At 27.8% G+C, this 22,778-nt stretch carries 24 protein-coding genes and 1 riboswitch; of the genes, 1 reads left to right on the top strand and 23 read right to left on the bottom strand.

What is annotated here, in order from left to right; translation table 11 throughout:
- Positions 1-3: 3 nt before the first annotated feature.
- From uvrB to yedE, 21 genes are all read right to left on the bottom strand, one after another.
- Positions 4-1,992, bottom strand: coding sequence for an excinuclease ABC subunit UvrB (gene uvrB / locus ACYUDJ_RS12560; protein WP_042384128.1), 1,989 nt, complete (start codon positions 1,990-1,992; stop codon positions 4-6).
- Between the two features lies 1 nt (position 1,993).
- The gene (locus ACYUDJ_RS12565) at positions 1,994-3,289 is read right to left on the bottom strand and encodes a PDZ domain-containing protein (protein WP_043032578.1); all 1,296 of its coding nucleotides are present in this window, start codon (positions 3,287-3,289) and stop codon (positions 1,994-1,996) included.
- 87 nt (positions 3,290-3,376) lie between these two features.
- Entirely contained in the window at positions 3,377-4,582 is a 1,206-nt protein-coding gene (locus ACYUDJ_RS12570; protein ID WP_042384126.1) for a S41 family peptidase, read from the bottom strand.
- Between the two features lie 209 nt (positions 4,583-4,791).
- Positions 4,792-5,682 carry a permease-like cell division protein FtsX gene (gene ftsX, locus ACYUDJ_RS12575; protein ID WP_003483066.1) on the bottom strand — a complete coding sequence of 297 codons (891 nt, stop codon included), beginning with the start codon at positions 5,680-5,682 and terminating at the stop codon, positions 4,792-4,794.
- A complete protein-coding gene (gene ftsE / locus ACYUDJ_RS12580) occupies positions 5,672-6,358 on the bottom strand; it encodes a cell division ATP-binding protein FtsE (protein WP_003483065.1) in 687 nt (228 codons plus the stop codon). Before ftsE ends, ftsX begins: the two co-directional genes overlap by 11 nt.
- Positions 6,359-6,513: 155 nt before the next feature.
- Entirely contained in the window at positions 6,514-7,377 is an 864-nt protein-coding gene (locus ACYUDJ_RS12585; RefSeq protein WP_003483064.1) for a YitT family protein, read from the bottom strand.
- A 126-nt stretch (positions 7,378-7,503) separates the two neighbouring features.
- Positions 7,504-7,854, bottom strand: a complete 351-nt coding sequence (locus tag ACYUDJ_RS12590) for a hypothetical protein (RefSeq protein WP_042384124.1) — start codon at positions 7,852-7,854, stop codon at positions 7,504-7,506.
- A 72-nt stretch (positions 7,855-7,926) separates the two neighbouring features.
- Positions 7,927-8,868 (bottom strand): transketolase family protein, encoded by a 942-nt coding sequence (locus ACYUDJ_RS12595; RefSeq protein WP_003483060.1) that lies wholly within the window; start codon positions 8,866-8,868, stop codon positions 7,927-7,929.
- Positions 8,868-9,692 carry a transketolase gene (locus ACYUDJ_RS12600; protein WP_043032579.1) on the bottom strand — a complete coding sequence of 275 codons (825 nt, stop codon included), beginning with the start codon at positions 9,690-9,692 and terminating at the stop codon, positions 8,868-8,870. The genes ACYUDJ_RS12595 and ACYUDJ_RS12600 overlap by 1 nt, the downstream gene beginning before the upstream one ends.
- A 258-nt stretch (positions 9,693-9,950) precedes the next feature.
- Positions 9,951-10,304: a type II toxin-antitoxin system PemK/MazF family toxin gene (locus ACYUDJ_RS12605; RefSeq protein ID WP_003483056.1), complete on the bottom strand. Its 354-nt coding sequence runs from the start codon at positions 10,302-10,304 to the stop codon at positions 9,951-9,953.
- On the bottom strand, positions 10,261-10,584 hold the full coding sequence (locus ACYUDJ_RS12610; RefSeq protein ID WP_003483054.1) for a CopG family ribbon-helix-helix protein: 324 nt from the start codon (positions 10,582-10,584) through the stop codon (positions 10,261-10,263). Before ACYUDJ_RS12610 ends, ACYUDJ_RS12605 begins: the two co-directional genes overlap by 44 nt.
- Positions 10,585-10,722: 138 nt before the next feature.
- A complete protein-coding gene (gene alr / locus ACYUDJ_RS12615; protein ID WP_003483052.1) occupies positions 10,723-11,883 on the bottom strand; it encodes an alanine racemase in 1,161 nt (386 codons plus the stop codon).
- Positions 11,884-11,910: 27 nt separating this feature from the next.
- Positions 11,911-12,525 (bottom strand): germination lipoprotein GerS-related protein, encoded by a 615-nt coding sequence (locus tag ACYUDJ_RS12620; protein WP_003483048.1) that lies wholly within the window; start codon positions 12,523-12,525, stop codon positions 11,911-11,913.
- 189 nt (positions 12,526-12,714) lie between these two features.
- Complete coding sequence (locus ACYUDJ_RS12625; RefSeq protein ID WP_043032580.1) at positions 12,715-14,226, bottom strand: bifunctional ADP-dependent NAD(P)H-hydrate dehydratase/NAD(P)H-hydrate epimerase; 1,512 nt, start codon at positions 14,224-14,226, stop codon at positions 12,715-12,717.
- Positions 14,223-14,603 (bottom strand): holo-ACP synthase, encoded by a 381-nt coding sequence (acpS, locus tag ACYUDJ_RS12630; protein ID WP_003483045.1) that lies wholly within the window; start codon positions 14,601-14,603, stop codon positions 14,223-14,225. The genes ACYUDJ_RS12625 and acpS overlap by 4 nt, the downstream gene beginning before the upstream one ends.
- Before the next feature lie 151 nt (positions 14,604-14,754).
- Entirely contained in the window at positions 14,755-15,117 is a 363-nt protein-coding gene (locus ACYUDJ_RS12635; RefSeq protein ID WP_003483043.1) for a DUF6514 family protein, read from the bottom strand.
- A gap of 395 nt (positions 15,118-15,512) precedes the next feature.
- Positions 15,513-16,838 (bottom strand): Na+/H+ antiporter NhaC family protein, encoded by a 1,326-nt coding sequence (locus ACYUDJ_RS12640; RefSeq protein ID WP_003483040.1) that lies wholly within the window; start codon positions 16,836-16,838, stop codon positions 15,513-15,515.
- 136 nt (positions 16,839-16,974) lie between these two features.
- Positions 16,975-17,085, bottom strand: a riboswitch (SAM riboswitch).
- Between the two features lie 57 nt (positions 17,086-17,142).
- Positions 17,143-18,000 carry a YihY/virulence factor BrkB family protein gene (locus ACYUDJ_RS12645; protein WP_003483038.1) on the bottom strand — a complete coding sequence of 286 codons (858 nt, stop codon included), beginning with the start codon at positions 17,998-18,000 and terminating at the stop codon, positions 17,143-17,145.
- Between the two features lie 278 nt (positions 18,001-18,278).
- Complete coding sequence (locus ACYUDJ_RS12650; RefSeq protein ID WP_042384120.1) at positions 18,279-18,515, bottom strand: DUF3343 domain-containing protein; 237 nt, start codon at positions 18,513-18,515, stop codon at positions 18,279-18,281.
- A 5-nt stretch (positions 18,516-18,520) separates the two neighbouring features.
- Entirely contained in the window at positions 18,521-18,736 is a 216-nt protein-coding gene (locus ACYUDJ_RS12655) for a sulfurtransferase TusA family protein (RefSeq protein ID WP_003483036.1), read from the bottom strand.
- Complete coding sequence (yedE, locus tag ACYUDJ_RS12660; RefSeq protein ID WP_003483034.1) at positions 18,714-19,802, bottom strand: YedE family putative selenium transporter; 1,089 nt, start codon at positions 19,800-19,802, stop codon at positions 18,714-18,716. The genes ACYUDJ_RS12655 and yedE overlap by 23 nt, the downstream gene beginning before the upstream one ends.
- A 182-nt stretch (positions 19,803-19,984) precedes the next feature.
- On the opposite strand from yedE, the gene ACYUDJ_RS12665 reads away from it, so the two are divergent.
- Entirely contained in the window at positions 19,985-21,142 is a 1,158-nt protein-coding gene (locus tag ACYUDJ_RS12665) for an aminotransferase class V-fold PLP-dependent enzyme (RefSeq protein ID WP_043032581.1), read from the top strand.
- Positions 21,143-21,211: 69 nt separating this feature from the next.
- Here the strand turns inward: ACYUDJ_RS12665 and ACYUDJ_RS12670 are convergent, their stop codons facing one another.
- On the bottom strand, positions 21,212-21,871 hold the full coding sequence (locus ACYUDJ_RS12670; RefSeq protein ID WP_003483030.1) for a hypothetical protein: 660 nt from the start codon (positions 21,869-21,871) through the stop codon (positions 21,212-21,214).
- Between the two features lie 211 nt (positions 21,872-22,082).
- A complete protein-coding gene (rpsD, locus tag ACYUDJ_RS12675; RefSeq protein ID WP_003483029.1) occupies positions 22,083-22,676 on the bottom strand; it encodes a 30S ribosomal protein S4 in 594 nt (197 codons plus the stop codon).
- Between the last annotated feature and the right edge of the window lie 102 nt (positions 22,677-22,778).

Genomic DNA, 22,778 nt, shown 5'->3' on the forward strand with positions numbered 1-22,778 from the left:
TCCTTAAAATTCTGTTTCTTTATCTTTTTTTAATTTGTATATTACATCTCTCAAATGAGCTGCTTTTTCAAACTGTAAATTTTGTGCTGCCTCTCTCATTTCTTTTTCGTATTGTTCTATTAATTTATCTATATCATTATTATAAGATTTTAATGCTTCATTTAAATTGTCATATTCTTCTCTTTCCTCTGCTATATCGCTTATTTGAATTACTTCTCTTATATCTTTTATTATAGTTTTAGGAACAATTCCATGTTTTTCATTATATTCCATTTGTATTTTTCTTCTTCTATTGGTTTCTTCTATAGTCTTTTCCATGGATTTAGTTATAACATCTCCATACATAATTACCTTACTTTCAGAGTTTCTTGCTGCCCTTCCAACGGTCTGTATAAGAGAGGTTTCTGATCTTAAAAATCCCTCTTTATCTGCATCTAATATTGTAACTAAAGCCACTTCTGGTATATCCAATCCTTCTCTTAGTAAGTTTATTCCTACTAAAACATGAAATTCTCCTTTTCTAAGATCATGTATTATCTTCATTCTTTCTATAGTATCTATATCTGAATGTAAGTATCTAGTTTTTATTCCCATCTCTTTTAAATAATCTGTCAAGTCTTCTGCCATTTTTTTTGTTAATGTAGTTACTAAAATTCTAAATCCTCTTTTAATTGTTTCCTGTATGTTAGCATATAAGTCATCTATCTGCCCCTTCACTGGTTTAACAATTATTTCGGGATCTAGAAGTCCTGTAGGTCTTATAACTTGTTCTGCTATATTAGTAGAATGTTCTAATTCATATTTTGCTGGTGTAGCACTTACAAAAACTACTTGATTTAATTTATTTTCAAACTCATTAAAAGTAAGAGGCCTATTATCATAAGCACAAGGCAGCCTAAATCCATATTCCACTAGGGAATCTTTTCTTGATTTATCCCCTGCTTGCATAGCTTTTACTTGTGGAAGAGTTACATGACTTTCATCTATAAAAAGAAGAAAATCATCAGGAAAATAATCTAATAATGTCTGAGGTGATGTTCCCTTAGCTCTTCCATCTAATACTCTCGAATAATTTTCTATGCCTGTACAATATCCAACTTCTCTCATCATTTCTATATCAAAATTAGTTCTTTGTTTCAACCTTTGAGCTTCTAATATTTTATCTTGTGATACTAGCTCTTTCACTCTTTCTTCTAGTTCTTCTTCTATACTTTTTATAGCAATTTCTAGTCTATCCTTTGAAGTTGCAAAGTGGGAAGCTGGGAATATTGATACATGTTTCAATTTAGTTATGGTTTCTCCTGTTAATGAATCAAATTCCTTTATTCTATCTATTTCATCCCCAAAAAATTCAACCCTTATTGCCTTATTGCTAGATGCAGCAGGGAAAATATCTAACACATCACCCTTAACTCTAAAGGTACCTCTAGAAAAATCAATATCATTTCTTTCATATTGTATCTCTACTAACTTTTTAATAATTTCATCTCTATCTTTTTCCATTCCTTCTCTTAAAGATATCGTTAATTTTTTATACTCTTCTGGATTACCAAGTCCATATATACAGGACACAGAAGCTACAATTATTACATCTCTTCTCTCAAATAAAGCTGCTGTAGCTGAATGTCTCAATTTATCTATTTCATCATTTATAGATGCATCCTTTTCTATGTATGTATCACTTTGAGCTACATATGCTTCTGGTTGATAATAATCATAATAAGATACAAAATATTCCACTGAACTATTAGGGAAAAAATCTCTAAATTCTGAGCATAGCTGAGCTGCTAATGTTTTATTATGAGCTAAAACTAAAGTAGGTTTTTGAACCTTTTCTATAATATTTGCCATAGTAAAAGTTTTACCTGATCCTGTTACACCTATTAACGTTTGAAATTTTTCCCCATTTTCTATACCTTTAGCAATAGCTTTTATAGCTTTAGGCTGATCTCCTGTAGGATTAAATTTTGAAATTACCTTAAACTGGCTCATCTTATTCATCCTTATCTTTGTTTTTAATTTTTTCTAATATATCTTGAAATTTCTCACTCTTAACCTTTATTACAGATGTATTTTTAGGTACATTTTTAGGTACAAATACAATACCTAGTTTTTCGTAAGAAGTTAACATACGATAATTTACGGTCTTTAATCTTCCTACATCATTTTTTATCTTAAAAGATATATGTCCATACATTTGTCCTATAGATTTAACTATATCTTCCTCGCTATCTATCTCTTTATCATTTACCTGTAATAATAAATCTCCACTTTTTATACCCATTTTATTTGCTACAGAATCTTTTGCTACATCTAATACCATAATGCCTTCTTCTGTGCTTATATATCTAGGCTCTCCTTTTAATTCAAAATATTTTTGTATATATAGCATAGCCTCGTGACCTACTGGAGCAAAAATTAATACAACTACTTTAAGTAATGTATTCATAATTGCTAATCTTGAAAGCATAAAAAGTATTAAACTATATATTACTATATATAATCCTGATATAAATTTTTTTTCTTTTCTAGTTTTAGTAAAAGTAACAGCATTATACCCAATTATTCCATAAAAAGATGTTAATGCTATAACTGCTGCATTAAGTACACTTAATGGTAAGCCTGTTTTTAGTAAAGGCCACCAATTAGGCATAGGTGCTCCACCTTGACTAATATTTGAAAGAGCTTGATTGTTAATCATAAGCATAAAAGCTATTGGTAATATCCAATATCTTTGAAGTACAAATCCTCCTATTATCTTATCATCTCTATTTGTAAAAACAGGAACATAGCCCCTATCTCCATCTATCATAACTAATATACCCTCAACTAAGTGTAATATAGCAACCATTGACATTAAGGCTGGTATATCTATATTAACAAAATTTAATTGTGGCATATTTAATAATTTAGCCATGTTTAAAAGTATTAAGCTAACCATGCCCAATGCAGCTCCAGAGTATGAGAAGCATATAAATCTAGGATTAAAGATCATAAAAAACATAGATATTAAAAATATTAAATAAATAGCTGAATCTTCTCTAAAAAATATTCCTAAATAGGACATAATTAAACTAGCCGCAGTTCCTGCAAATATTCCTAATACTACTTCAGATATTGTTAATTCAAAGGCTGTAGTTACCTTCTGGCCTATTATCATTTTTTGCATTATGATAGTTTTTCTATTTTTTCTATATAAAATTAATGATAATAATAACAAAACTATTACTGAATAGGGCTCTATCAAAAGATATGCTACTGCCTTTAATGTAATTAGTAATATGTCCATTAAAAATAATTCCCCTCTCCATAACTATGGTTTAGTTAGAAAATCTAACTAAACCATCTATTAAAAATATAAAGATTAAATACAATATTATTTTATCTTTGATTTTGCAATATTTAAAGCTTTATTAAATTGAGGATCTATTTTTCTATCATATTCTTTCTTTCTTAACTCCTCTGGATAATCGATTTCCATATCTGGAGTTATTCCTTTATGGTTTATGTTTATACCTTTAGGTGAATAATATTTTGAAATTGTAACTTTAAGGGCTGTATTATCACCAGTCTCTATTATAGTTTGAACTACACCCTTCCCAAAAGTTTTCTTTCCTATGGATGTAGCTGCATTATAGTCTTTCATAGCTCCTAAGAATACCTCTGAAGCACTTGCAGAGCCTTCATCTACTAATATAGTTACTGGAAATCCTATAAAATCTCCACCTTTAGATTTATATTCTTTCTTATTTTCATATTTATCTATAGTTGATACTACAACTTTTCCCTTTTCTATAAAATTAGAAGCCATATTAATGCATTCATCTAATAATCCTCCTGGATTTCCTCTTAAGTCTAATAATAAAGATTTCATACCCTTATCTTTTAAATTATCTAAAGCATTTTTAAAGTTTTTTGAAGTGTGTTCATCAAACATACTTACTTGTATATATCCTATATTATTATCAATCATTTCTGATTTTATAGTAGGTATATCTATTTTTTTTCTTTTTAATGTTACTTCAAAACTACCTTTTTCTTTTCTATACAATTGTAATTTAACATCTGTACCTTCTTTTCCTTTCATTATGGAAACAGCTTTTTCTAATTCCTTTCCTGTTACTGTTGTGTTATTAACCTTTTGAATTTCATCCTTTGGTAGTATTCCCGCCTCTTTAGCTGGAGATCCTTCAAAAGTAGAAGCTACAATTATTTTATCATCTTTAGCTTGTATTTGTATTCCTACGCCACTATAATTACCTTCTGTTTGAGCATTAAACTCTTTGTACTCTTTAGCATTCATAAATACAGTATAAGGATCATTTAAAGATTCTGTCATTCCTTTTACTGCACCTTCTGCCATCTTACTTTCATCTATTTTACCATCGTAATACTTATATATTTGATTTCTTATTAAAAACATCTTTTGATATTTTAATATATCTTTATATTGGTCTGCTCCAATTATAACCTTGCCATTAGGCAAATATAAAGAAACCAAATTTGTACCTAAAAACGTAAAAATATTTGTTACTAATACTATAACTACTGTCCATATAATCCATTTTTTATTTTTTTTCAAATTACCCACCTCTTTGTTTAGCCTTAATATATATTAGTAATATATAAGTATTATATATTAAATAATACATTATTACAGAAAATAAAAAATTAATTTTAAATTAATTTTTTTATTTATAAAACTAGCATGCACCATTTATAAGAAAATATTTAACATATTTCTTATATTGTGCATGCTCTCTTATTTTAATGTTTACTAATATATAATAATTATACTGATAAAAATTTTCTTATAGATAGTATACTTCCTACAGCTCCTATTACTATTCCAACTAGAACAAATATCCATAGTATACTTGATAAAACGTAACTTGGATTTAATAAATTTACAAATATTAATCCAGCTGATGCCTTAGTGTATACTCCTTTATATCCATAATATAATAGTAAAATGGCAATGATAGCTCCTAATATACCTATGATAATTCCTTCAAATACAAAGGGCCATCTAATAAACCAATCGGTAGCTCCTATATATTTCATTATTCCTATTTCTCTTTTTCTTGAATATACTGTGATCTTTATAGTATTTCCTATTAAGAATAAAGATACTCCTATTAGTATTAAAAACAATACTAATCCCATCCATTTTAGTGTGTTTGTTATTTTAGTTATTTTATCAACTATTTCTTTACCATCTTTTATTTGGTCTATTCCCTCCATATTTTTTATAGACCCTACTACTTTTGAAACTAATTCTGGTTTTTCTACCCTTACTATAATTGAATTCGGTAATGGATTTTCTTTTTCCAAACCTTCTGCTAAAGACTTATTATCTTCTCCTAATTGCTTCTTAAATTTATTTAATGCATCTTTTTTACTTTCATAGGATACCTTTTCTACCCCTGTTATAGAATTTATTTTATCTTTTATAGCTTTTTCTTGTTCTGTCTTTATATTGTCTTTTAATACTATTGTTGCTTCTACTTTTGATTCAACTTCTGTAACAGCTTGTTTTACATTCATTATGGAAAGAAGAAATACTCCTAATATAAATAAGGTAGCTGCTACAGTAGCTATAGAAGCTGTACTTAAGGTTTTATGCCTTCTTAATCCCTTTATAGAATCTACAACAAAATATTTTAATGTACTAATCTTCATATCCGTATACACCTCTTTCTGTATCTCTAACTACTGTTCCTTTTTCTATAGCTATAACTCTTTTTCTCATTTTATCAACTATATCCTTTGCATGAGTTGCCATAACTATAGTTGTCCCAGCATGGTTTATATCATTTAATATATCCATTATGCCAAGAGATGTTTCTGGATCTAAATTTCCTGTAGGCTCATCAGCTATTAATATTGATGGATTATTTACTATAGCTCTAGCTAAGGATATTCTTTGCTGCTCTCCACCTGAAAGTTCATGTGGAAAAGCTTTATATTTATTTGAAAGACCTACTAATGATAAAACCATAGGAACTTTTTTTCTAATTTCTCTATGATTAGCTTCAATTGCTCTCATAGCAAAAGCTACATTTTCGTATACATTTAATGATGGTATTAATCTAAAGTCTTGAAAAACTACTCCAATTTTTCTTCTGTAATGTGGTATTTGTTTTCTAGAAAGTGCTGTTACATCTGTACCATCTACAAGTAGTTTACCTGAAGTAGGTTCTATTTCTCTTAGTAAAAGTTTTATAAAAGTTGATTTACCAGCACCACTAGGTCCAACTAAGAACACAAATTCTCCTTTTTCAATATCTAAGTTTATATCTGATAGTGCATACTTATTTCCGTTGTATATCTTGCTTATATTTCTAAATTCAATCATGAATACCTCTCCTTATTCTGAGTTTTTGCTTCATTTTACTTTAAACAATTCTAACTATCAACATTATATCACAATAAAAGTAAAAATTAAAAACTAAATTATTGTAAAATATAAAAAGATGTTTGTAAATAATACAAACATCTTCCTATAATTTACTAAGCTTCTTCAATTATATCTTTAAAACCTTCTCCTAGAACCTCATGAGCATCACTTACAGTTATAAAGGCTTTACTATCCACTTCCTTTATATGTTGTTTTAATTTTATGAATTCTTTTCTACTTAAAACCGTATAGAGGATATAAGTAGCTTCATCGCTATATACACCTTTACCATGAAATAATGTGCAGCCTCTTTCAAGTTTTTGTATTATAAACTCGCTTATTTCTTTATTTTTTTTACTTATTATCATTATTTGCTTTGACATATTAAGTCCTTCTATCACTGCATCTATAGTAAATCCATTTATAACCACGCACAAAAGAGCATACATACCCTTTTCTACTCCAAAGGATGCCGCTGCAAAAAGAGTTACTAAAAAGTCTACCATCAACAAAGCTTTTCCTATTTCTATATGAAAAAATTTATTTATAATTTTTGCTAATATATCCGTCCCCCCAGTAGAAGCATTTTGATTAAACACTATACCCATTCCAATAGCTGATATAAAAACTCCAAATAATGAAGCCAAAAGTAAGTCATTTGTAACGGCCTTTCCACCCATAAGATCTAATTTTTCTAATATCCATATAATAGCTGCTAACGTACATCCAGAATAAATTGTTTTTGCACCAAACTTATTTCCTATAACTATAAATGCTATTGTGTACAAAAAAACTTCCATTATTAACATAAGTAGACCTACTGGTAATGAAGGAAAAAAACTATTTATAATTATAGCAATTCCTGTAGTTCCTCCTGCCGCTATATTGTTAGGTTGAAAGAAAAAAACTACTGATGTAGCTACTAAGAAAACTCCAATAGTTATAAATAAGTACTCTTTAAATCTATTATTTTTCATAAAAACCCCCCTATTTTATTTTTATATATAATTTTCACATGAAATTACACCTTCTGTAAAAAGGTGTAATAAATCAAATATATGCATAAATAATTATTATTCCAATTTAAAATATTAATCTAATAATCATTTAATTATAATTCTTAAAAATAAGCGCTGAACTGTATACGATATCATCAATGAAAATATGCTCATTAATAATATTACAAAGGATAAATTTAATTTTTTAAAATAGCTTTTCCATTGTTTTTCATGATGCAGCGGTCTTAAAAGTTCCTCTTTAGTAAAAGATATACCTGCTATAGCCATACCAAAAATAGCTACATATTGAGATACTCTACATCCCCATAAAAATATAACATAAAAGGATCTATTAGGAAATATAACACCTATGAAGCAACCTATTGCAAAGCTTACAAAAAATAGATAAAAGGATAATTTTAAACTATATAATATATCCTTTAAATAATATTTCATATCATATCCTTCCTTTAATTTTAGCAATACAAAAGGGAAGGTAAGGTACCAACCCTTTTTAATAAAAAATCACTATTTTAATTTTAATCCTTTTTTTACAGCCTTTACTATATCTTCTGATGTTAATTCATATTTTTTTAATAGCTCTGCAGGTTTACCACTTTCACCAAAGGTATCCTTTATTCCTACTCTTAAAACTGGTGCTGGATGATTTTCACTTAAAACTTCACATACAGCTGATCCTAATCCACCTATTATGCTATGTTCTTCTGCTGTAATTACTACTCCAGTTTTCCTTGCAGCATCTACAATAATATCTTTATCTATAGGTTTTATGGTATGTATGTTTATAACATTTACCTTTATACCCTCTTCAGCTAATATATTATAAGCTTGTAGGGCTGCATCTACCATTATTCCTGTAGCTATTATAGTAGCTTCTTTTCCTTCTCTTAACTTTATTCCTTTTCCTATTTCAAATTTATACTCTTTGTTATCATTTATAACTGGAACTCCTGATCTTCCTAATCTTACATAACATGGTCCATTATATTCTGCTACAGCTCTTATAGCCGCTTCTGTTTCTACTGCATCACTTGGGCAAATAACAGTCATATTTGGTATACTTCTCATTAATGATATATCTTCAACAGATTGATGAGAAGCTCCATCTTCTCCTACTGTAACTCCTGCATGTGTTGCGCATACTTTAACATTTAAGTTTGGATAACATATTGAATTTCTTATTTGTTCAAAAGCTCTTCCTGTAGCAAACATTGCAAATGTACTAGCAAAAGGAATTTTACCACAAGTTGATAGTCCTGCAGCTATTCCCATCATATTACCTTCTGCTATACCTACGTTTATAAATCTTTCTGGACAAACTTTTTTAAAGTCAGCAGTTTTAGTAGATTTTGAAAGGTCTGCATCCAAAACCACTACCTTTGAATTTTCTTCTGCTAATTTAGCTAATGTTTTTCCGTATGCTTCTCTTGTAGCTATTTTAACTCCCATTATTTGTCACCTCCGATTTCACATATAGCTTTTTCACATTCTTCTACACTTGGTGCTTTACCATGCCATCCAGCTTCATTTTCCATAAAAGAAACACCTTTACCCTTTATAGTTTTACATACTATCATAGTTGGTCTTTCTTTAGTATTTTTTGCGCTTTCTATAGCATTTAATATAGCATTAAAATCATGACCATCTATTTCTATAACATTCCAATTAAAAGCTTTAAATTTATCTGCTATAGGTTCTGCTGACATAACTTCACTACAAGGACCATCTATTTGTAATCCATTATAGTCTACAAAAACAGTCAAATTATCTAATTTGTAATGAGCTGCTGCCATAGTTGCTTCCCAAACTTGTCCTTCCTCTAATTCTCCGTCCCCAAGTAGGGCATATACCCTGTAATCTCTTTCATCAAGTTTTCCCGCTAAAGCCATGCCTACTGCTGTTGATATTCCTTGACCTAAAGAACCTGTTGACATATCTACACCTGGAACATCATTCATATTTGGATGACCTTGTAATATTGATCCGATTTTTCTTAAAGTTTTTAGCTCTTCTGGATTAAAAAATCCTCTTCTTGCTAAAGTACTATATAATACTGGAGCAGCATGCCCTTTAGAAAGAACAAATCTGTCCCTATTTAAATCCCTAGGATTAGTAGGGTCTACATTCATATCATTAAAATATAAAGCAGTCAATATCTCTACTGCTGATAAAGAACCTCCTGGATGTCCAGAAGCAGATTCAGTTAACATTGAAACTATGTCTTTTCTAATAACTTTAGCTATATCTTGTAGCTCTTCTATGTTCTTCTTCATATTTTTACCTCCAAGTATTTTTTAATTACCCTTATTTACTATATTATTGTAACATAAAAATTAATTTTAATATATAGGTGCAAAAAGCTATATATTAAACCAGTATTTTGGGCTATATATAAATATATTAACAAACTATAACTTTCTTATGTATATATTCTTAATTAATCAAAAATATTTTTTATAATTATCTTCTTTATTCTATTAAAATATAATATAAAATCAAAAAAAGATAAGGGTAAAAAACCCTTATCCTATTTAATTCAAAGCCATACTAACTAAAATAGCAGTATCAACTTTTTTCATATCTTCATCTGTCATATGACCTATTTTTTCTTTTAATCTTCTCTTATCTAAAGTCCTTATTTGTTCTAGCAATACTACTGAATCTTTATTTAATCCATAATCCTCTGAGGATATTTCTACATGGGTTGGTAGTTTAGCCTTATTTATTTGTGAAGTTATTGCTGCAATTATTACTGTGGGACTATATTTATTTCCTACATTATTTTGTATAACTATAACCGGCCTTATTCCGCCTTGCTCTGAACCTACTACAGGACTTAGATCAGCATAAAATATATCTCCTCTTTTTACTATCTGTTGTGTCATTTGGAAAATCACTCTCCGAAAGCATAGCTTCATAGTTTTTTAAATCTTTTACATCTTGTTCAAATCCCTGTTCTGCATAGTCTCTATTTATATTTGCCATTTCTATATAACCTTTTTTCATTTCATCCAATTTTATTTGCTTTTTTCTCTCCTCAATATATAGTATTATAGCTTCCCTAAAAAATTCACTTCTTTTTTGGGAATCTTTTTTTATTATTTCATTTATTTCATTATAAAGTGTATTGGGAAGATTTATAACTACCTTCTTTTTATCCGCCATAAAATAATACCTCCTAATAAGGCTATGTAATACCTATAATTTAATTATAAAGTTTTAGGAATTTCAATGTCAAAGTTTATTTTAATACAATTATGTATTATTATGTAAATTGCATATAAATATGCTTTTATATAAATTTTATATGTAATTTACTACATTTATAATTTTACCATCTTTCTTATATACTCTAGGCACTCTCTTATTTACATTACATATAACTTCGTAACTTATAGTGCCTATTTCTGATGCTATATCCTCTGCAGTATAACTTACTCCACTCTCTTCTCCCATAATTGTAACCACATCTCCAACTTTTAAATCTTCTATAGAGGTTACATCTATCATACATTGATCCATACAGACTCTTCCTATCACTGGAGCAAGTTTACCATTAACTATGACTTTTCCTTTATTGCTTAATAATCTATTATATCCATCTGCATAGCCTATAGGTAAAGTAGCTATTATGCTTTCTTTCTCTGTTTTGAAAGTTCTGCCATAGCTTATATATTCTCCTGAAGATACTTTTTTTATGTGTACTATACTAGTTTTTAAAGACATTACTGGTTTTAACTTTGTATTATTTGTTAATACATAATTAGATGGATAATATCCATACATTATAATACCTGCTCTTACTGCATCTAAGTGAGTACTTTCTAAATCTATTATAGCTGCGCTATTAGCAATATGCTTTATAGGTACCTGAATATTTTTCTCTTCTAATTTATTTATAAATTGATTATACTTATTCATTTGATACAGTGTATAATCTTTGTCTAACTCGTCTGCAGAAGAAAAATGAGAAAACACTCCTTCTATTTTAATATTAGGCAACTTACTTATTTTATATACATTTTCTACACTTTCTTTTGTAGGTAAAAAACCAATTCTCCCCATACCCGTATCTACTACTATATGTATTTTTAATATTTTTCTTTTTAGCACCGCTATTCTGGATAGTTCTAAAGCATCGTTATAAGAATATACAGATTGTTCTATATCATTATCTAAAAGCATATCCCCTAAAGCCCATGGTGTATAACCTAGTATCATAATGGGCTCCTTTACTCCACTCATTCTAAGCTCCATAGCCTCACTTAAAACTGCTACTGCTAACCTACTTACTCCATTTGCTAAAAGAGTAGGGGCTATCTCCATGGCTCCATGTCCATATGCATTAGCCTTTATAACCCCTATTATTTCTTTATTTCCACATATTTTTTTTATTTCTTTTAAGTTATGCTGTAAATTATCTAGATCAATTTCTGCCCATACTGCTCTTAAATTTCTAAACAAAATCTTCCCTGCTTTCTAAAATAAATTTTATAAGCTATCTGGATTAAATAATTTTTTATCCAAATTACTATTTGGTATAAAATTTGTATAATTTATAACTGCACTTTCATTATTTTTACTATCATATATTATTAATTTTTTAGGAATATTTTTTTCATCTTCTACAAATAATTCCGCTTTTACTGCATTCCTGTTATTTCCTGGTATAGTTAATGTTATAACCTCATATTTAGAGTTTCCTTCATCTCTTAAATCAACTTTTATCTCCTCATTAGTATATAAAAGACAAATATACTCCCCTATAAATGTTAATCTATAAAATTTATCAAACTCTTTATCTTTATTATACTTTACTCCATTAGCCAAATCCTTAACAAATATTTTATTATTTGTGTATAATAATATTCTATCTTTATTTAATTCAAATCTATAGCCTAATTCCTTATTATAAAATTGCTTTCCTTTATACTGAATTGTTTGTTTTTTGTTTTTTATATTTATATCTACATCACAACTATAACTTTCCAAATTTTTCAAATAATCTATACTATCTCCGTACTCACTATTTTTATTGAAATGTATAAATAAAAATGTAGCTAAAACTATTGCGATAGCTGAACATAATACAAATAATTTTTTCATGTAAGGCCTCCTAAATATTCGCTTCTTATTTCATTAATAATATTATTCTTATTTTCATTTATATATTACTAGGTCCTTACAAAATACTTTTATATTACTTAAAATAAGCCTCATTAAATTAGTTGTATTCTTTAATCTAATTATACATTTCACCTACACTATTAGAAAATTTTTAAGCTGAATAACATATTAATTTGATTGTATATTCTGTAATTCCTTTATAGCAAAAGGTATATAGTCTAATACATGAGTGGCATTTACACAAAACATTTTTAAAGATAATTTTTCACCACAGTACCCATGCAAATATGCTGCAAGGCAAGTAGCTTCTACGAGATTATATCCCTGAGCTATAAAAGATACTATTATTCCTGTTAAGCAGTCTCCCATACCTCCAGATGCCATAGCACTATTACCTGTAGAATTTACAAATACTTCTTCCCCATTTGTAATTATGGTATTGTATCCTTTTAAAAGTAATATAATTTTATTCTCTTTAGCAAATTCTTTAGCTAATTTCAATCTATTTTTTTTAATATAATCTATGCCATAACCTGTTATTCTTGAAAATTCGCCCAAATGTGGAGTTAAAACTATTTTGCCTTTTGCATTTTTTATTATGTCTAAATTGTTTTCTAAAACATTTATACCATCAGCATCTATAACCATGGTTCCATTATAATCCCTTATTATTTTTCTTAACAGTTCCTCTGTGTTATTATTTTTACCCATGCCTGGACCTATTGCTATACAATTGCTTTTTTTCATAATATTTTTAACGTCTTCATAATTCTCATAATTTATAGTCATAGCTTCCTCTAATTTAGAGCTTAGTATATTTTGAATATCATTAGATGTAGCCAAAGTTACAAGTCCTGTTCCACTTTTAACTGCTGCTTCTGTGCATAGGTAAGCTGCTCCTGAGAATCCTTTACTTCCAGCTATAAGTAATACCTTCCCAAAATCGCCCTTATGTTCATATTTATTTCTTTCTTTAAAATTATTTTTAAACATATACTTATCAATAATATAAGAATCATTAGAAAATAAATCTAAAACTTCCCTAGGAATTCCTATGCTTTCAATAATAATATTTCCTAAATATTTATCCCTATCATAAGTTAAAAATCCTTCTTTGTACATTTCAAAAGAAACTGTTATATTGGCCTCTATACAAACCCCTTCTACTTCACCTGTATTAGCATTTAATCCAGAAGGTATATCTATAGCCAGTGTACTTTTACTATTTTCATTTATTACAGATATAGTATCCTTATATATTCCCTCTATTTTTCTACTAAGTCCTATACCAAAAATAGCATCCACAGTCATATCACTTTTGATTATACTATCTCTTAAATAATCTAAATCTTCATAATCCCTTATAGTCTTAATATTTAAATTCATATTTTTTAATATATTATAATTTATTTCAAAATCCTTAGTACTACTTTTACTCTTCTCAATTATAAATACTTCTACTTCTTTATTTGAACAATATAAATGTCTTGCTACAGCTAATCCATCTCCCCCATTGTTACCTTTTCCACAGACTATAACAAATCTATTATTTAATTGTAAGTCTATATTAGATACAACCTTTAATGCTGCATTTTCCATTAGCACAATACTCGGTATACCTATATTTTCTATAGAATAATTGTCCACTTTTCTAAAATTTTCTGAAGAAGTTATTCTCATATAAATACCTCCAATAAAGCATAAGCTATAGCATACTCTTTTTCATGGGATATGCTCAAATGAAATTTATGGGATTTTGATATTTTTCTTATTATATCTTCAGCTTTTGGTTTTAAAATAACCTGTGGTTTCCCTAGTTCATCATTTGTTATTTCTATATCTTTAAAATTAAAATCTCTAATTCCAGTGCCTAAAGCCTTAGATACAGCCTCCTTTGCTGCAAATCTTCCTGCTATAAACTCTAGCTTAAAATTTTTCTTTTCCCAAAGGTCCATCTCATCTTTGGTAAATAATTTATTTGTAAAGTTTTTATTTCTAGTTATGGCTTTTTCTATTCTTCTAATTTCAATAATATCTGTTCCAATACCGTAGATCAAATTATCATCACTTCCTTAAGTTATATTATATAACAAACTATTTATAAGTAAAAAAAGACAAATTTAATAATTTGTTTGTTTCATAATAAAAATAAAGGATAAATAGTTAAAATCTATTACTATTTATCCTTATAAATTATATATAATTATTTCATTTACACATAGAAGATGCATTTTTTAATACATTTTCATAATCAACTACATATTCATCTGCATACTCTCCAATTATGTCTATGAGATGAATAGGTGAAACTGTTTGTTCATAAAGCATTTTTAGTAAATTATGTACTTTATATCTATGAGGACTTATATGTCTTATGTTATTGCTTTCCGAATTTGTAAGTTGCTCTTTTTGAAAATCCTTTCTTATTATTTCTATCCCATAGGATTGAACTTTTATGTCTTCCTCTTGCCAAGAAATATACAAATCACTTTTTATAAGTTTGTAATAATATATATACTCCTTGTCTTCTAAGTTTTGACCTTTAATAAGATTTTCCAATACCACTTCCATAATACTATCCCCCTGCCAACAAAATAACTTTATTAATATGCTAACATAGGTTGCACACAAAAATATGTCATTTAATGAAATGTATTTAGTATTTTCTTATTATTTAAATTGACAATTTAGTATTTTAATTTTCATTTATGATATATTTTTTTCTTATTCGCAATATGAATAACCAATTATAGGAATTTTCAGACTTCTTAATGATATTTATTGTCGAAATTTAAACTAAAAATATATTTTAAATTCATCTTATTGAAATTAAAACCTAATATTGGTATTATTTTAATTGTTTAAATTAATTATTATTACTTCCAATAAAAAAGAATAACACAATTTTACTTTATTTCTATAAAGTTTATTTTGTGTTATCATTTTACTGGTAATATATTTAATTATTATCCTATATTTTCCTCAGCTACTTTTGTAACACTTTTAAATTTAGGCAACCCTACAATTATAGCTATTAATGCACATATACCCATTAAATATGGATAATAAAGATATTGCATTATAGCAAAAGGTGATATCTTAGCAATTCCTGCTGCTGCTAACAATTGAGCACCATAAGGAATTATTCCTTGGCAAAAGCATGAAAATGTATCTAGTAAACTGGCACTTTTTCTTGGATCTACATCATATTTATCTGCTATATCTTTAGCTATTGGTCCAGCCATTACTATAGCTATAGTATTATTAGCTGTACATATATCAACAACACTCACTAACAAAGCAATACCTAGTTCTGCACCTCTTTTGCTCTTTACTTTACTTTTTATTAAATTTAATAGGAAATCTATTCCCCCATTATATTTTATTACCTCTACCATTCCACCTATTATCAAAGATATTATAACTAACTCTGTCATTCCACCAATCCCTTTGCCTATGGACTGGAATAATCCTACTATATTAAATGTTCCAAAATATAAACCTATAACCGCTGAAAAAACAATTCCACCGCATAGTATAATTATTACGTTGCCACCAAGCAATGCTGCTACTAAAACAGATAGGTAAGGTAAAACTTTTACCAATGAATAAGAATAATTTTCATCTAGTACAGTACCTTTATTAGCTGTTATTACACTAAATATTATTGCTGTTATTATTGCCGCTGGCAATACAATAAAGAAATTGGTTTTAAATTTATCTTTTAAATCGCAACCTTGAGTTCTAGATGCCGCTATAGTAGTATCAGATATCATAGATAAATTATCTCCAAACATAGCTCCACTTATAACAGCTCCTACTGTTAATCCCAAAATTATTCCTGTTTTTTGTGATATTCCCACTGCCATGGGTGCTAGAGCTACTATAGTTCCCATAGAGCTTCCTATAGATAAGGATATAAAACAAGCTATAACAAAAACTCCTGCTATTAATATATTACTTGGAAGTATGCTAAGCCCTAAATTAACTGTTGAATCTACAGCGCCTATATCTTTGGCAACCTGTGCAAAAGCACCTGCTAATATAAATATTAAACACATCAAAATTATATTTGAATCACCTGATCCCTCACAAAATACATCTATTTTTTTTGATAAAGTTTCTTTTCTGTTCATTAATAATGAACTCATAGCTGCTATTAAAAACGGTACACTCATAGGTACAGCATAAAAATCCCTTGATATAACTCCAATGAAAACATAAACTACTAAAAATATTAATAATGGTAACAGTGCTATTGGACTTCCTTTACTAATTTCTCTTCTTTCCAATATTATCCCTCCTATTTTTATATAACAAATATATTATTTTCTATATATTCTATTTTGTTCTTATCCTCTAAAGTTTTTTATTACATATAAATAAAAAAACTTCTTGCAGATAACACAAGAAGTTCATTTCCTCTATATCTTATCTACCAGGTTTAACCTGCTGGAATTAGCACCGTTTAAGGTAATAAAATACCTTAGTGGTTGCCGGGTTTCATAGGGCCAGTCCCTCCACCTCTCTGGATAAGAATCCGTATTTAATTTAATAATAATTATATATTAAAAAATTTGTTTAATCAATACATTTTTATAAATAATTTTTGTTTTTTAAATCTTTTTCTCTACTTGACACTAATAATGCATTTATTTCTCCTCCTGTAATAACTATTATGGATGTTAAGTATAACCACACTAAAAAAACAATAACCGCTCCTATACTACCATACAATCTAGAGTAATTATTAAAATTATCTACATAAAAAGAAAAGCCCATAGAAGCAATTATCCAAGCTATTGTAGCAAATATAGATCCAGGTAATACATCTCTCCATCTTAATCTTTTACTAGGAGTATAGTAATATAATGCAGCTAATATAAATATAGTTACTCCTATCATTATTGTATATCTTATTAAATTCCATATCCTATTAAACTCCCATGAAAAGCCTAGCTTATAAACTAAAGTCCTGCCTATAGTCCTTCCAAATACTAATAAAAAAATGCTCATAACAAGTACAAATGCCATACCTAATGTACAAAAAATAGTCATGATTTGAACTTTTACAAAGGATCTTCTTTCTTTTACATCATAAGCCTTATTTAATCCTCTTACTACAGCTCTAAAACCAGCTGAAGCAGTCCAAATAGTAAATATTATACTGAAAGAAAGTAAATTTCCATTTTGAGTATAAATAATTTCTTCTATAGTATTTTTTAATAATAAATAAGCATTGCTTGGTATTATCTCTTTTAATCCTAATAATAAGTCTTCACTATGTATAGGCAAGTATCCTATTAATGTTATTACAAACATTAAAAAAGGAAATACTGATATAATCAAAGCATAGGCCAACTGTGAGGATAATGCTAATACTTCATCCTCTAAAAATCTGTTTGTTAATTCTTTTATACCCTTAGGTATAATTTTAAAAAGATTTTTATTCAAAGCACTAACTCCTTTTAGTATTTTTAATACAATTATATACTATATAAAGTAATATTAGTTAGTATATTTAAAAATTAAAGATTTATTTCAAAAATATACAATAAAAATGATCCTCTAAATATAGCTTTAATTATAAAATTGAAAAGCTACGAATTGCTAATATGATATTTACCAATTCATAGCTCTTTGTTATTTCATAGTTAATTGTTTTATAAGTGCGTGAAATTACTTTATCTATCTAAAATTTATTTTTATATAACACATTGAAATTCTGTTAACTATTCAGCACAATATATACACTCATATTGTCCATTTTTTACAGAAAATAATTTTTCTATATCTTCTGCCAATATATTATTTAAATTATCCTCATAATTAAATTTAACCCCTATACCACAATTAGAGCTTAACTTCCTAGGCACTGGTATAGTTTGATTATTTATATTTAATTTATTCAAAAATCTACTATACTTTATAGCACCAGAATGAGTAAAAAAACTTGCTATATATTCCATAATCATTACTTCCTTGCAGATAAAATAAAGTCATCTTCTTTTTCTTCTATAGTAACTTTATAACCAGAATTTTTCATAAATCTTTCTACATTCCCTCTAGCAGTCATATTATCTACAATTACATTAATACCTTCTTTATTGTTTGCCAAAGCTTTTTTAGTCATAAGAACCGGTTGTGGACAAGATACTCCTCTAGCATCAATTTGAACCAACACTAACATCCCCCTTCACTTTTACTTTTTCATTTTTTTCTATATTTATATATGAAATAGCACAAACTAATATAAAGCCTATTATTACAGCTATTTTACCATTTGCTGTAGCCCCCTTTGGACTAGCTGCTAAACTAAAATTATGACAAAATGCAGCTCCCACTAACATGCCTAAAACTGTTATAACTGAATCTATATTTCCTTCTGCTGAAAGTATAAGTTGTCTCATAGGACATCCTCCTAAAAGTACAGATCCCCAACCAGCAAGAACCATACCTAGAAAATTCCATAAAGCATTTGTATGGGCAACAGGCTGTCCTACAAATCCTAGTTTAAACTTTCCTATAATTAAATTTCCTATAAGGGCAAATACAAATATGGATACAAATCCTGAAATTAAATAATTATCTTTAAACATTATTAAATCTCTAATTCCGCCTACCATACATAATCTTGTTCTTTGAGCTAAAACCCCTACAATTAATCCTGCTATCAATGCAATTGCTATAGGAGCATGTGCTGCACCAGGCCCTTTTTTACTAAAGAATATAAAAGCTGGTGATGCAACTAATAATATAAATAAACCTATATTTACTATTAGAAATAAATATCCTTCTGATTTATTTAATTTATAATTTCTTTTTAAACTAAATCCTTTGTTTAAGAATGCAATACCAATAATTATACCCACAGCAAAACCTATAAGTCCCATTATTGCATTTAAGTCTCCTCCTGCAAGTCTTAAAACCATCCTTAAAGGACATCCTAAAAACATTAAAGCTCCTACCATAACTATAAAGCCTAAACTAAATCTGATAAAGGGTGATGATCCGCCTCTAGCATCAAATTCATTTTTAGAAAGAGCCATTATAAAAGCCCCTATAACCATTCCTATAATTTCTGGTCTTATATATTGAACTATAGGTGCTCTATGTAGTCCTACAGCTCCTGCTATATCTCTTACAAAACATGCAATACAAAACCCCATATTTACAGGATTACCAAAATAAACTAAAAGTACTGCTATAATTCCTACCACAGCACCAGTAAATATAATGCCTTTTTTACTGTCCATTATTTACAGCCTCCTTTTTATTTGTTAATATTAAAATTAAATTAATGTTATATGCCAATTTCATTTTAACAAATATTTCATATTTAGTTAAATAAGTCTTTTCTATAGAAAAGAAAATAACTATAGTAAAATTTTATAATTATGATTTTATATAATTTTTTAATATAGGGGTGAAAATAATTATGAATGGTATTTATTTAGACAATAGTGCAACTTCTTTCCCTAAAGCACCTAATGTGGGGGAAAACATGCTAAATTATATAAAAAATATAGGATGTAATGTGAATAGAGGGGTTTATACTTCTTCTTTAGCTGCTGAAAATATAGTATTTGAAACAAGAGAATTGATATGTTCTTTATTTAATTTTAATAAACCAGAGAACGTTGTATTTGCTAAAAATATAACTGAAAGTTTAAACTTATTAATTAAAGGTTTATTACAAACCGGAGACCATGTTATTGTTTCTTCTATGGAACATAATGCAGTTATGCGACCCTTAAACTCCTTAATTAAAAATGGTATAGAAATTTCTAAAGTTTCCTGTGATATATTTGGACAACTTAATGTTAATCATATAACAAAAAAAATAAAGTCTAATACTAAAGCTGTTATTATGACTAATTCTTCTAATGTATGTGGAACTATATTGCCTTTAGAAGAAATAGGTAAATTGTGTAAAAAAAACAATCTAATTTTTATAATAGACTCTGCTCAAACCGCTGGATTTTTAAATATTGATTTTGAAAAAACAAGAGCAGATGCAATAGCATTTACTGGGCATAAAGGTCTTTTAGGTCCACAGGGTATTGGAGGGTTTGTAATAAAAGACTCTTTAATTCCTAAAGTTCACCCTTTTATTGAAGGTGGTACAGGAAGCCTTTCAGAATATGAGACTCAACCAAACTATATGCCAGACAAGTATGAAAGCGGTACTATGAATATACCTGGAATTTATGGACTAAATGCAGCCTTAAAATATATAAAACAAAAGTCCTTAAGTTATATTAGAGAAAAAGAATTGTTTTTAACAAAACTTTTTATAGAAGATATTCTAAATTTAGATGATGTAAGATTAGTTGGATTAAATGATATAAATAACAGAACCGCTGTAGTTTCTTTAGATTTTAGTAAAATAGATAATGCTGAAGTTTCTTTAGACTTATCTAATAGATATAATATAATGACCAGATGCGGATTGCACTGTGCTCCTTCTGCTCATAAAACATTGAATACATTTCCACAGGGCACTGTTCGATTTAGCTTTGGACATTTTAATACAAAGGAAGAAATTACCTATACTATAGACTCCTTAAATAAAATTATAAAAAAATATAAATAGTTAATCTTATAAAAAATAAAGGACTAGAATAAACTAATCCTTTATTTTTATACTTTTATTATGAGATTATTAAATTATACAACCTATTTGGTTATTCAAAATTTTTATAAAGTTACTTTTCATAAATAAGTTATACTGTAAATCTTTTGTGATTTCTTTCAAGGTATTTATAGACATACCTATATCTTCCTCTATAACTTCTAAGAAATTTTCTTCTTTTGAAATTTTTTCTATTATTTCTTTGCCACTAGAATATATACTAATATGAAATATTTTAGTCTTTTCTTCCCATTTCCTATTAAACTCTAAGCAATACTTTTTCAATTCATCTATAAGCTGGTATTCGCTTAATTCAGATAAATTATATGCTTTATTAATAAAATATTCTATTTCAATTATAGAACTTTCATTTTTACATAATGTTTTTATTTCTTCTAGCAATTCTTCTTTAAAAGCTATAGGAGTAACTATCTCGTCACTTGTATTATTTACATAACAAAAGAAAACTGTAGGTATAAATATATATTGTATGAACCCCAAAAGGGATTTTACATCTGGATATACAGCCCAATTATTATCAAAAATATTTTTTTCATAATCTATTATGGTAGTGTTAATAAAAAGAGATTTTTGGCTTATAGGTATATCTTTAAAATTTCCACTCCAGATGTTCTCTCTTTCTACTAGCAAATTTTCCCAATAGAAAAGATTATTATATTTGTTATCCATATGGCATACCTCTTGTATAAAGTTTGTATTAAATAATTTTTGTGTTACACATAAATTTTATATAGTTTTTAAATTGATGTATAAAGTTAGTTTTAAGTTGTGTGTTATTTTTAATTGTGTACAAAGTCCTTTTTAAGCTGTGTGTTATTTTTAATTGTGTATAAAGTTGTTTTTAAGTTGTGTGTTATTTCTAATATTAATTTGTTCTTTTCTATTTAGAATATAATTCTACTACTAGAGTTTCATTTGCATCTATTGGTATTTCATCTCTTTCAGGTTCTTTAATTAATACACCTGAAAATTTATCATAATCCTTTTCTATATATGGTAGAGTAAATTTTTTTAAAGCTAAGAAATTATCAGCAAACTCATCATTTTTTCTATACTTCTCCCTTAGAGTTATTACATCTCCTGTTTTTACTCCATAGGATGGTATGTTGACTTTGCTACCATTAACTAATATATGTCCATGATTCACCATTTGTCTAGCTTGTCTTATAGAATTAGCAAATCCTATTCTATATACTATATTGTCTAATCTACATTCTAGGCTTCTTAGTAAAACGTCTCCAGTTCTTTCTTTACTTTTCATAGCTTTTTTAACATATCTTAAAAATTGCTTTTCTAAAACTCCATAGTAGGATCTTATCTTTTGTTTCTCTAAAAGTTGTTTACCATAATTTGATAATTTTTTACCTTCCCTACTGTTTTCTCTTGTGGCTCTTTTCATAGCCTTAGGATGTCCATAAATATTTACTCCCAATCTTCTAGATAACTTAAATCTTGGATCTCTTATCTTAGCCATTTCTTCCTCCTAATACTATATTCTTAGCCGCGATAATAGTTTTTGTAAAAACTACTTATATTATACCATATACTGAAAATGATTTTCAATATCCCCTTTGTA

The organism is Clostridium sp. CTA-6 (assembly GCF_054768115.1).

What these genes read in the sequence shown, in the direction of transcription:
- uvrB (WP_042384128.1), bottom strand. Translation starts at nt 1,992, where the DNA reads ATGAGCCAGTTTAAGGTAATTTCAAAATTTAATCCTACAGGAGATCAG.
- ACYUDJ_RS12565 (WP_043032578.1), bottom strand. Translation starts at nt 3,289, where the DNA reads ATGGACATATTACTAATTACATTAAAGGCAGTAGCATATCTTTTGATA.
- ftsX (WP_003483066.1), bottom strand. Translation starts at nt 5,682, where the DNA reads ATGAAGATTAGTACATTAAAATATTTTGTTGTAGATTCTATAAAGGGA.
- ftsE (WP_003483065.1), bottom strand. Translation starts at nt 6,358, where the DNA reads ATGATTGAATTTAGAAATATAAGCAAGATATACAACGGAAATAAGTAT.
- ACYUDJ_RS12585 (WP_003483064.1), bottom strand. Translation starts at nt 7,377, where the DNA reads ATGAAAAATAATAGATTTAAAGAGTACTTATTTATAACTATTGGAGTT.
- ACYUDJ_RS12590 (WP_042384124.1), bottom strand. Translation starts at nt 7,854, where the DNA reads ATGAAATATTATTTAAAGGATATATTATATAGTTTAAAATTATCCTTT.
- ACYUDJ_RS12595 (WP_003483060.1), bottom strand. Translation starts at nt 8,868, where the DNA reads ATGGGAGTTAAAATAGCTACAAGAGAAGCATACGGAAAAACATTAGCT.
- ACYUDJ_RS12600 (WP_043032579.1), bottom strand. Translation starts at nt 9,692, where the DNA reads ATGAAGAAGAACATAGAAGAGCTACAAGATATAGCTAAAGTTATTAGA.
- ACYUDJ_RS12605 (WP_003483056.1), bottom strand. Translation starts at nt 10,304, where the DNA reads ATGACACAACAGATAGTAAAAAGAGGAGATATATTTTATGCTGATCTA.
- ACYUDJ_RS12610 (WP_003483054.1), bottom strand. Translation starts at nt 10,584, where the DNA reads ATGGCGGATAAAAAGAAGGTAGTTATAAATCTTCCCAATACACTTTAT.
- ACYUDJ_RS12620 (WP_003483048.1), bottom strand. Translation starts at nt 12,525, where the DNA reads ATGAAAAAATTATTTGTATTATGTTCAGCTATCGCAATAGTTTTAGCT.
- ACYUDJ_RS12625 (WP_043032580.1), bottom strand. Translation starts at nt 14,226, where the DNA reads ATGAGAATAACTTCTTCAGAAAATTTTAGAAAAGTGGACAATTATTCT.
- ACYUDJ_RS12635 (WP_003483043.1), bottom strand. Translation starts at nt 15,117, where the DNA reads ATGGAAGTGGTATTGGAAAATCTTATTAAAGGTCAAAACTTAGAAGAC.
- ACYUDJ_RS12650 (WP_042384120.1), bottom strand. Translation starts at nt 18,515, where the DNA reads ATGGAATATATAGCAAGTTTTTTTACTCATTCTGGTGCTATAAAGTAT.
- ACYUDJ_RS12655 (WP_003483036.1), bottom strand. Translation starts at nt 18,736, where the DNA reads ATGTTAGTGTTGGTTCAAATTGATGCTAGAGGAGTATCTTGTCCACAA.
- yedE (WP_003483034.1), bottom strand. Translation starts at nt 19,802, where the DNA reads ATGGACAGTAAAAAAGGCATTATATTTACTGGTGCTGTGGTAGGAATT.
- ACYUDJ_RS12665 (WP_043032581.1), top strand. Translation starts at nt 19,985, where the DNA reads ATGAATGGTATTTATTTAGACAATAGTGCAACTTCTTTCCCTAAAGCA.
- ACYUDJ_RS12670 (WP_003483030.1), bottom strand. Translation starts at nt 21,871, where the DNA reads ATGGATAACAAATATAATAATCTTTTCTATTGGGAAAATTTGCTAGTA.
- rpsD (WP_003483029.1), bottom strand. Translation starts at nt 22,676, where the DNA reads ATGGCTAAGATAAGAGATCCAAGATTTAAGTTATCTAGAAGATTGGGA.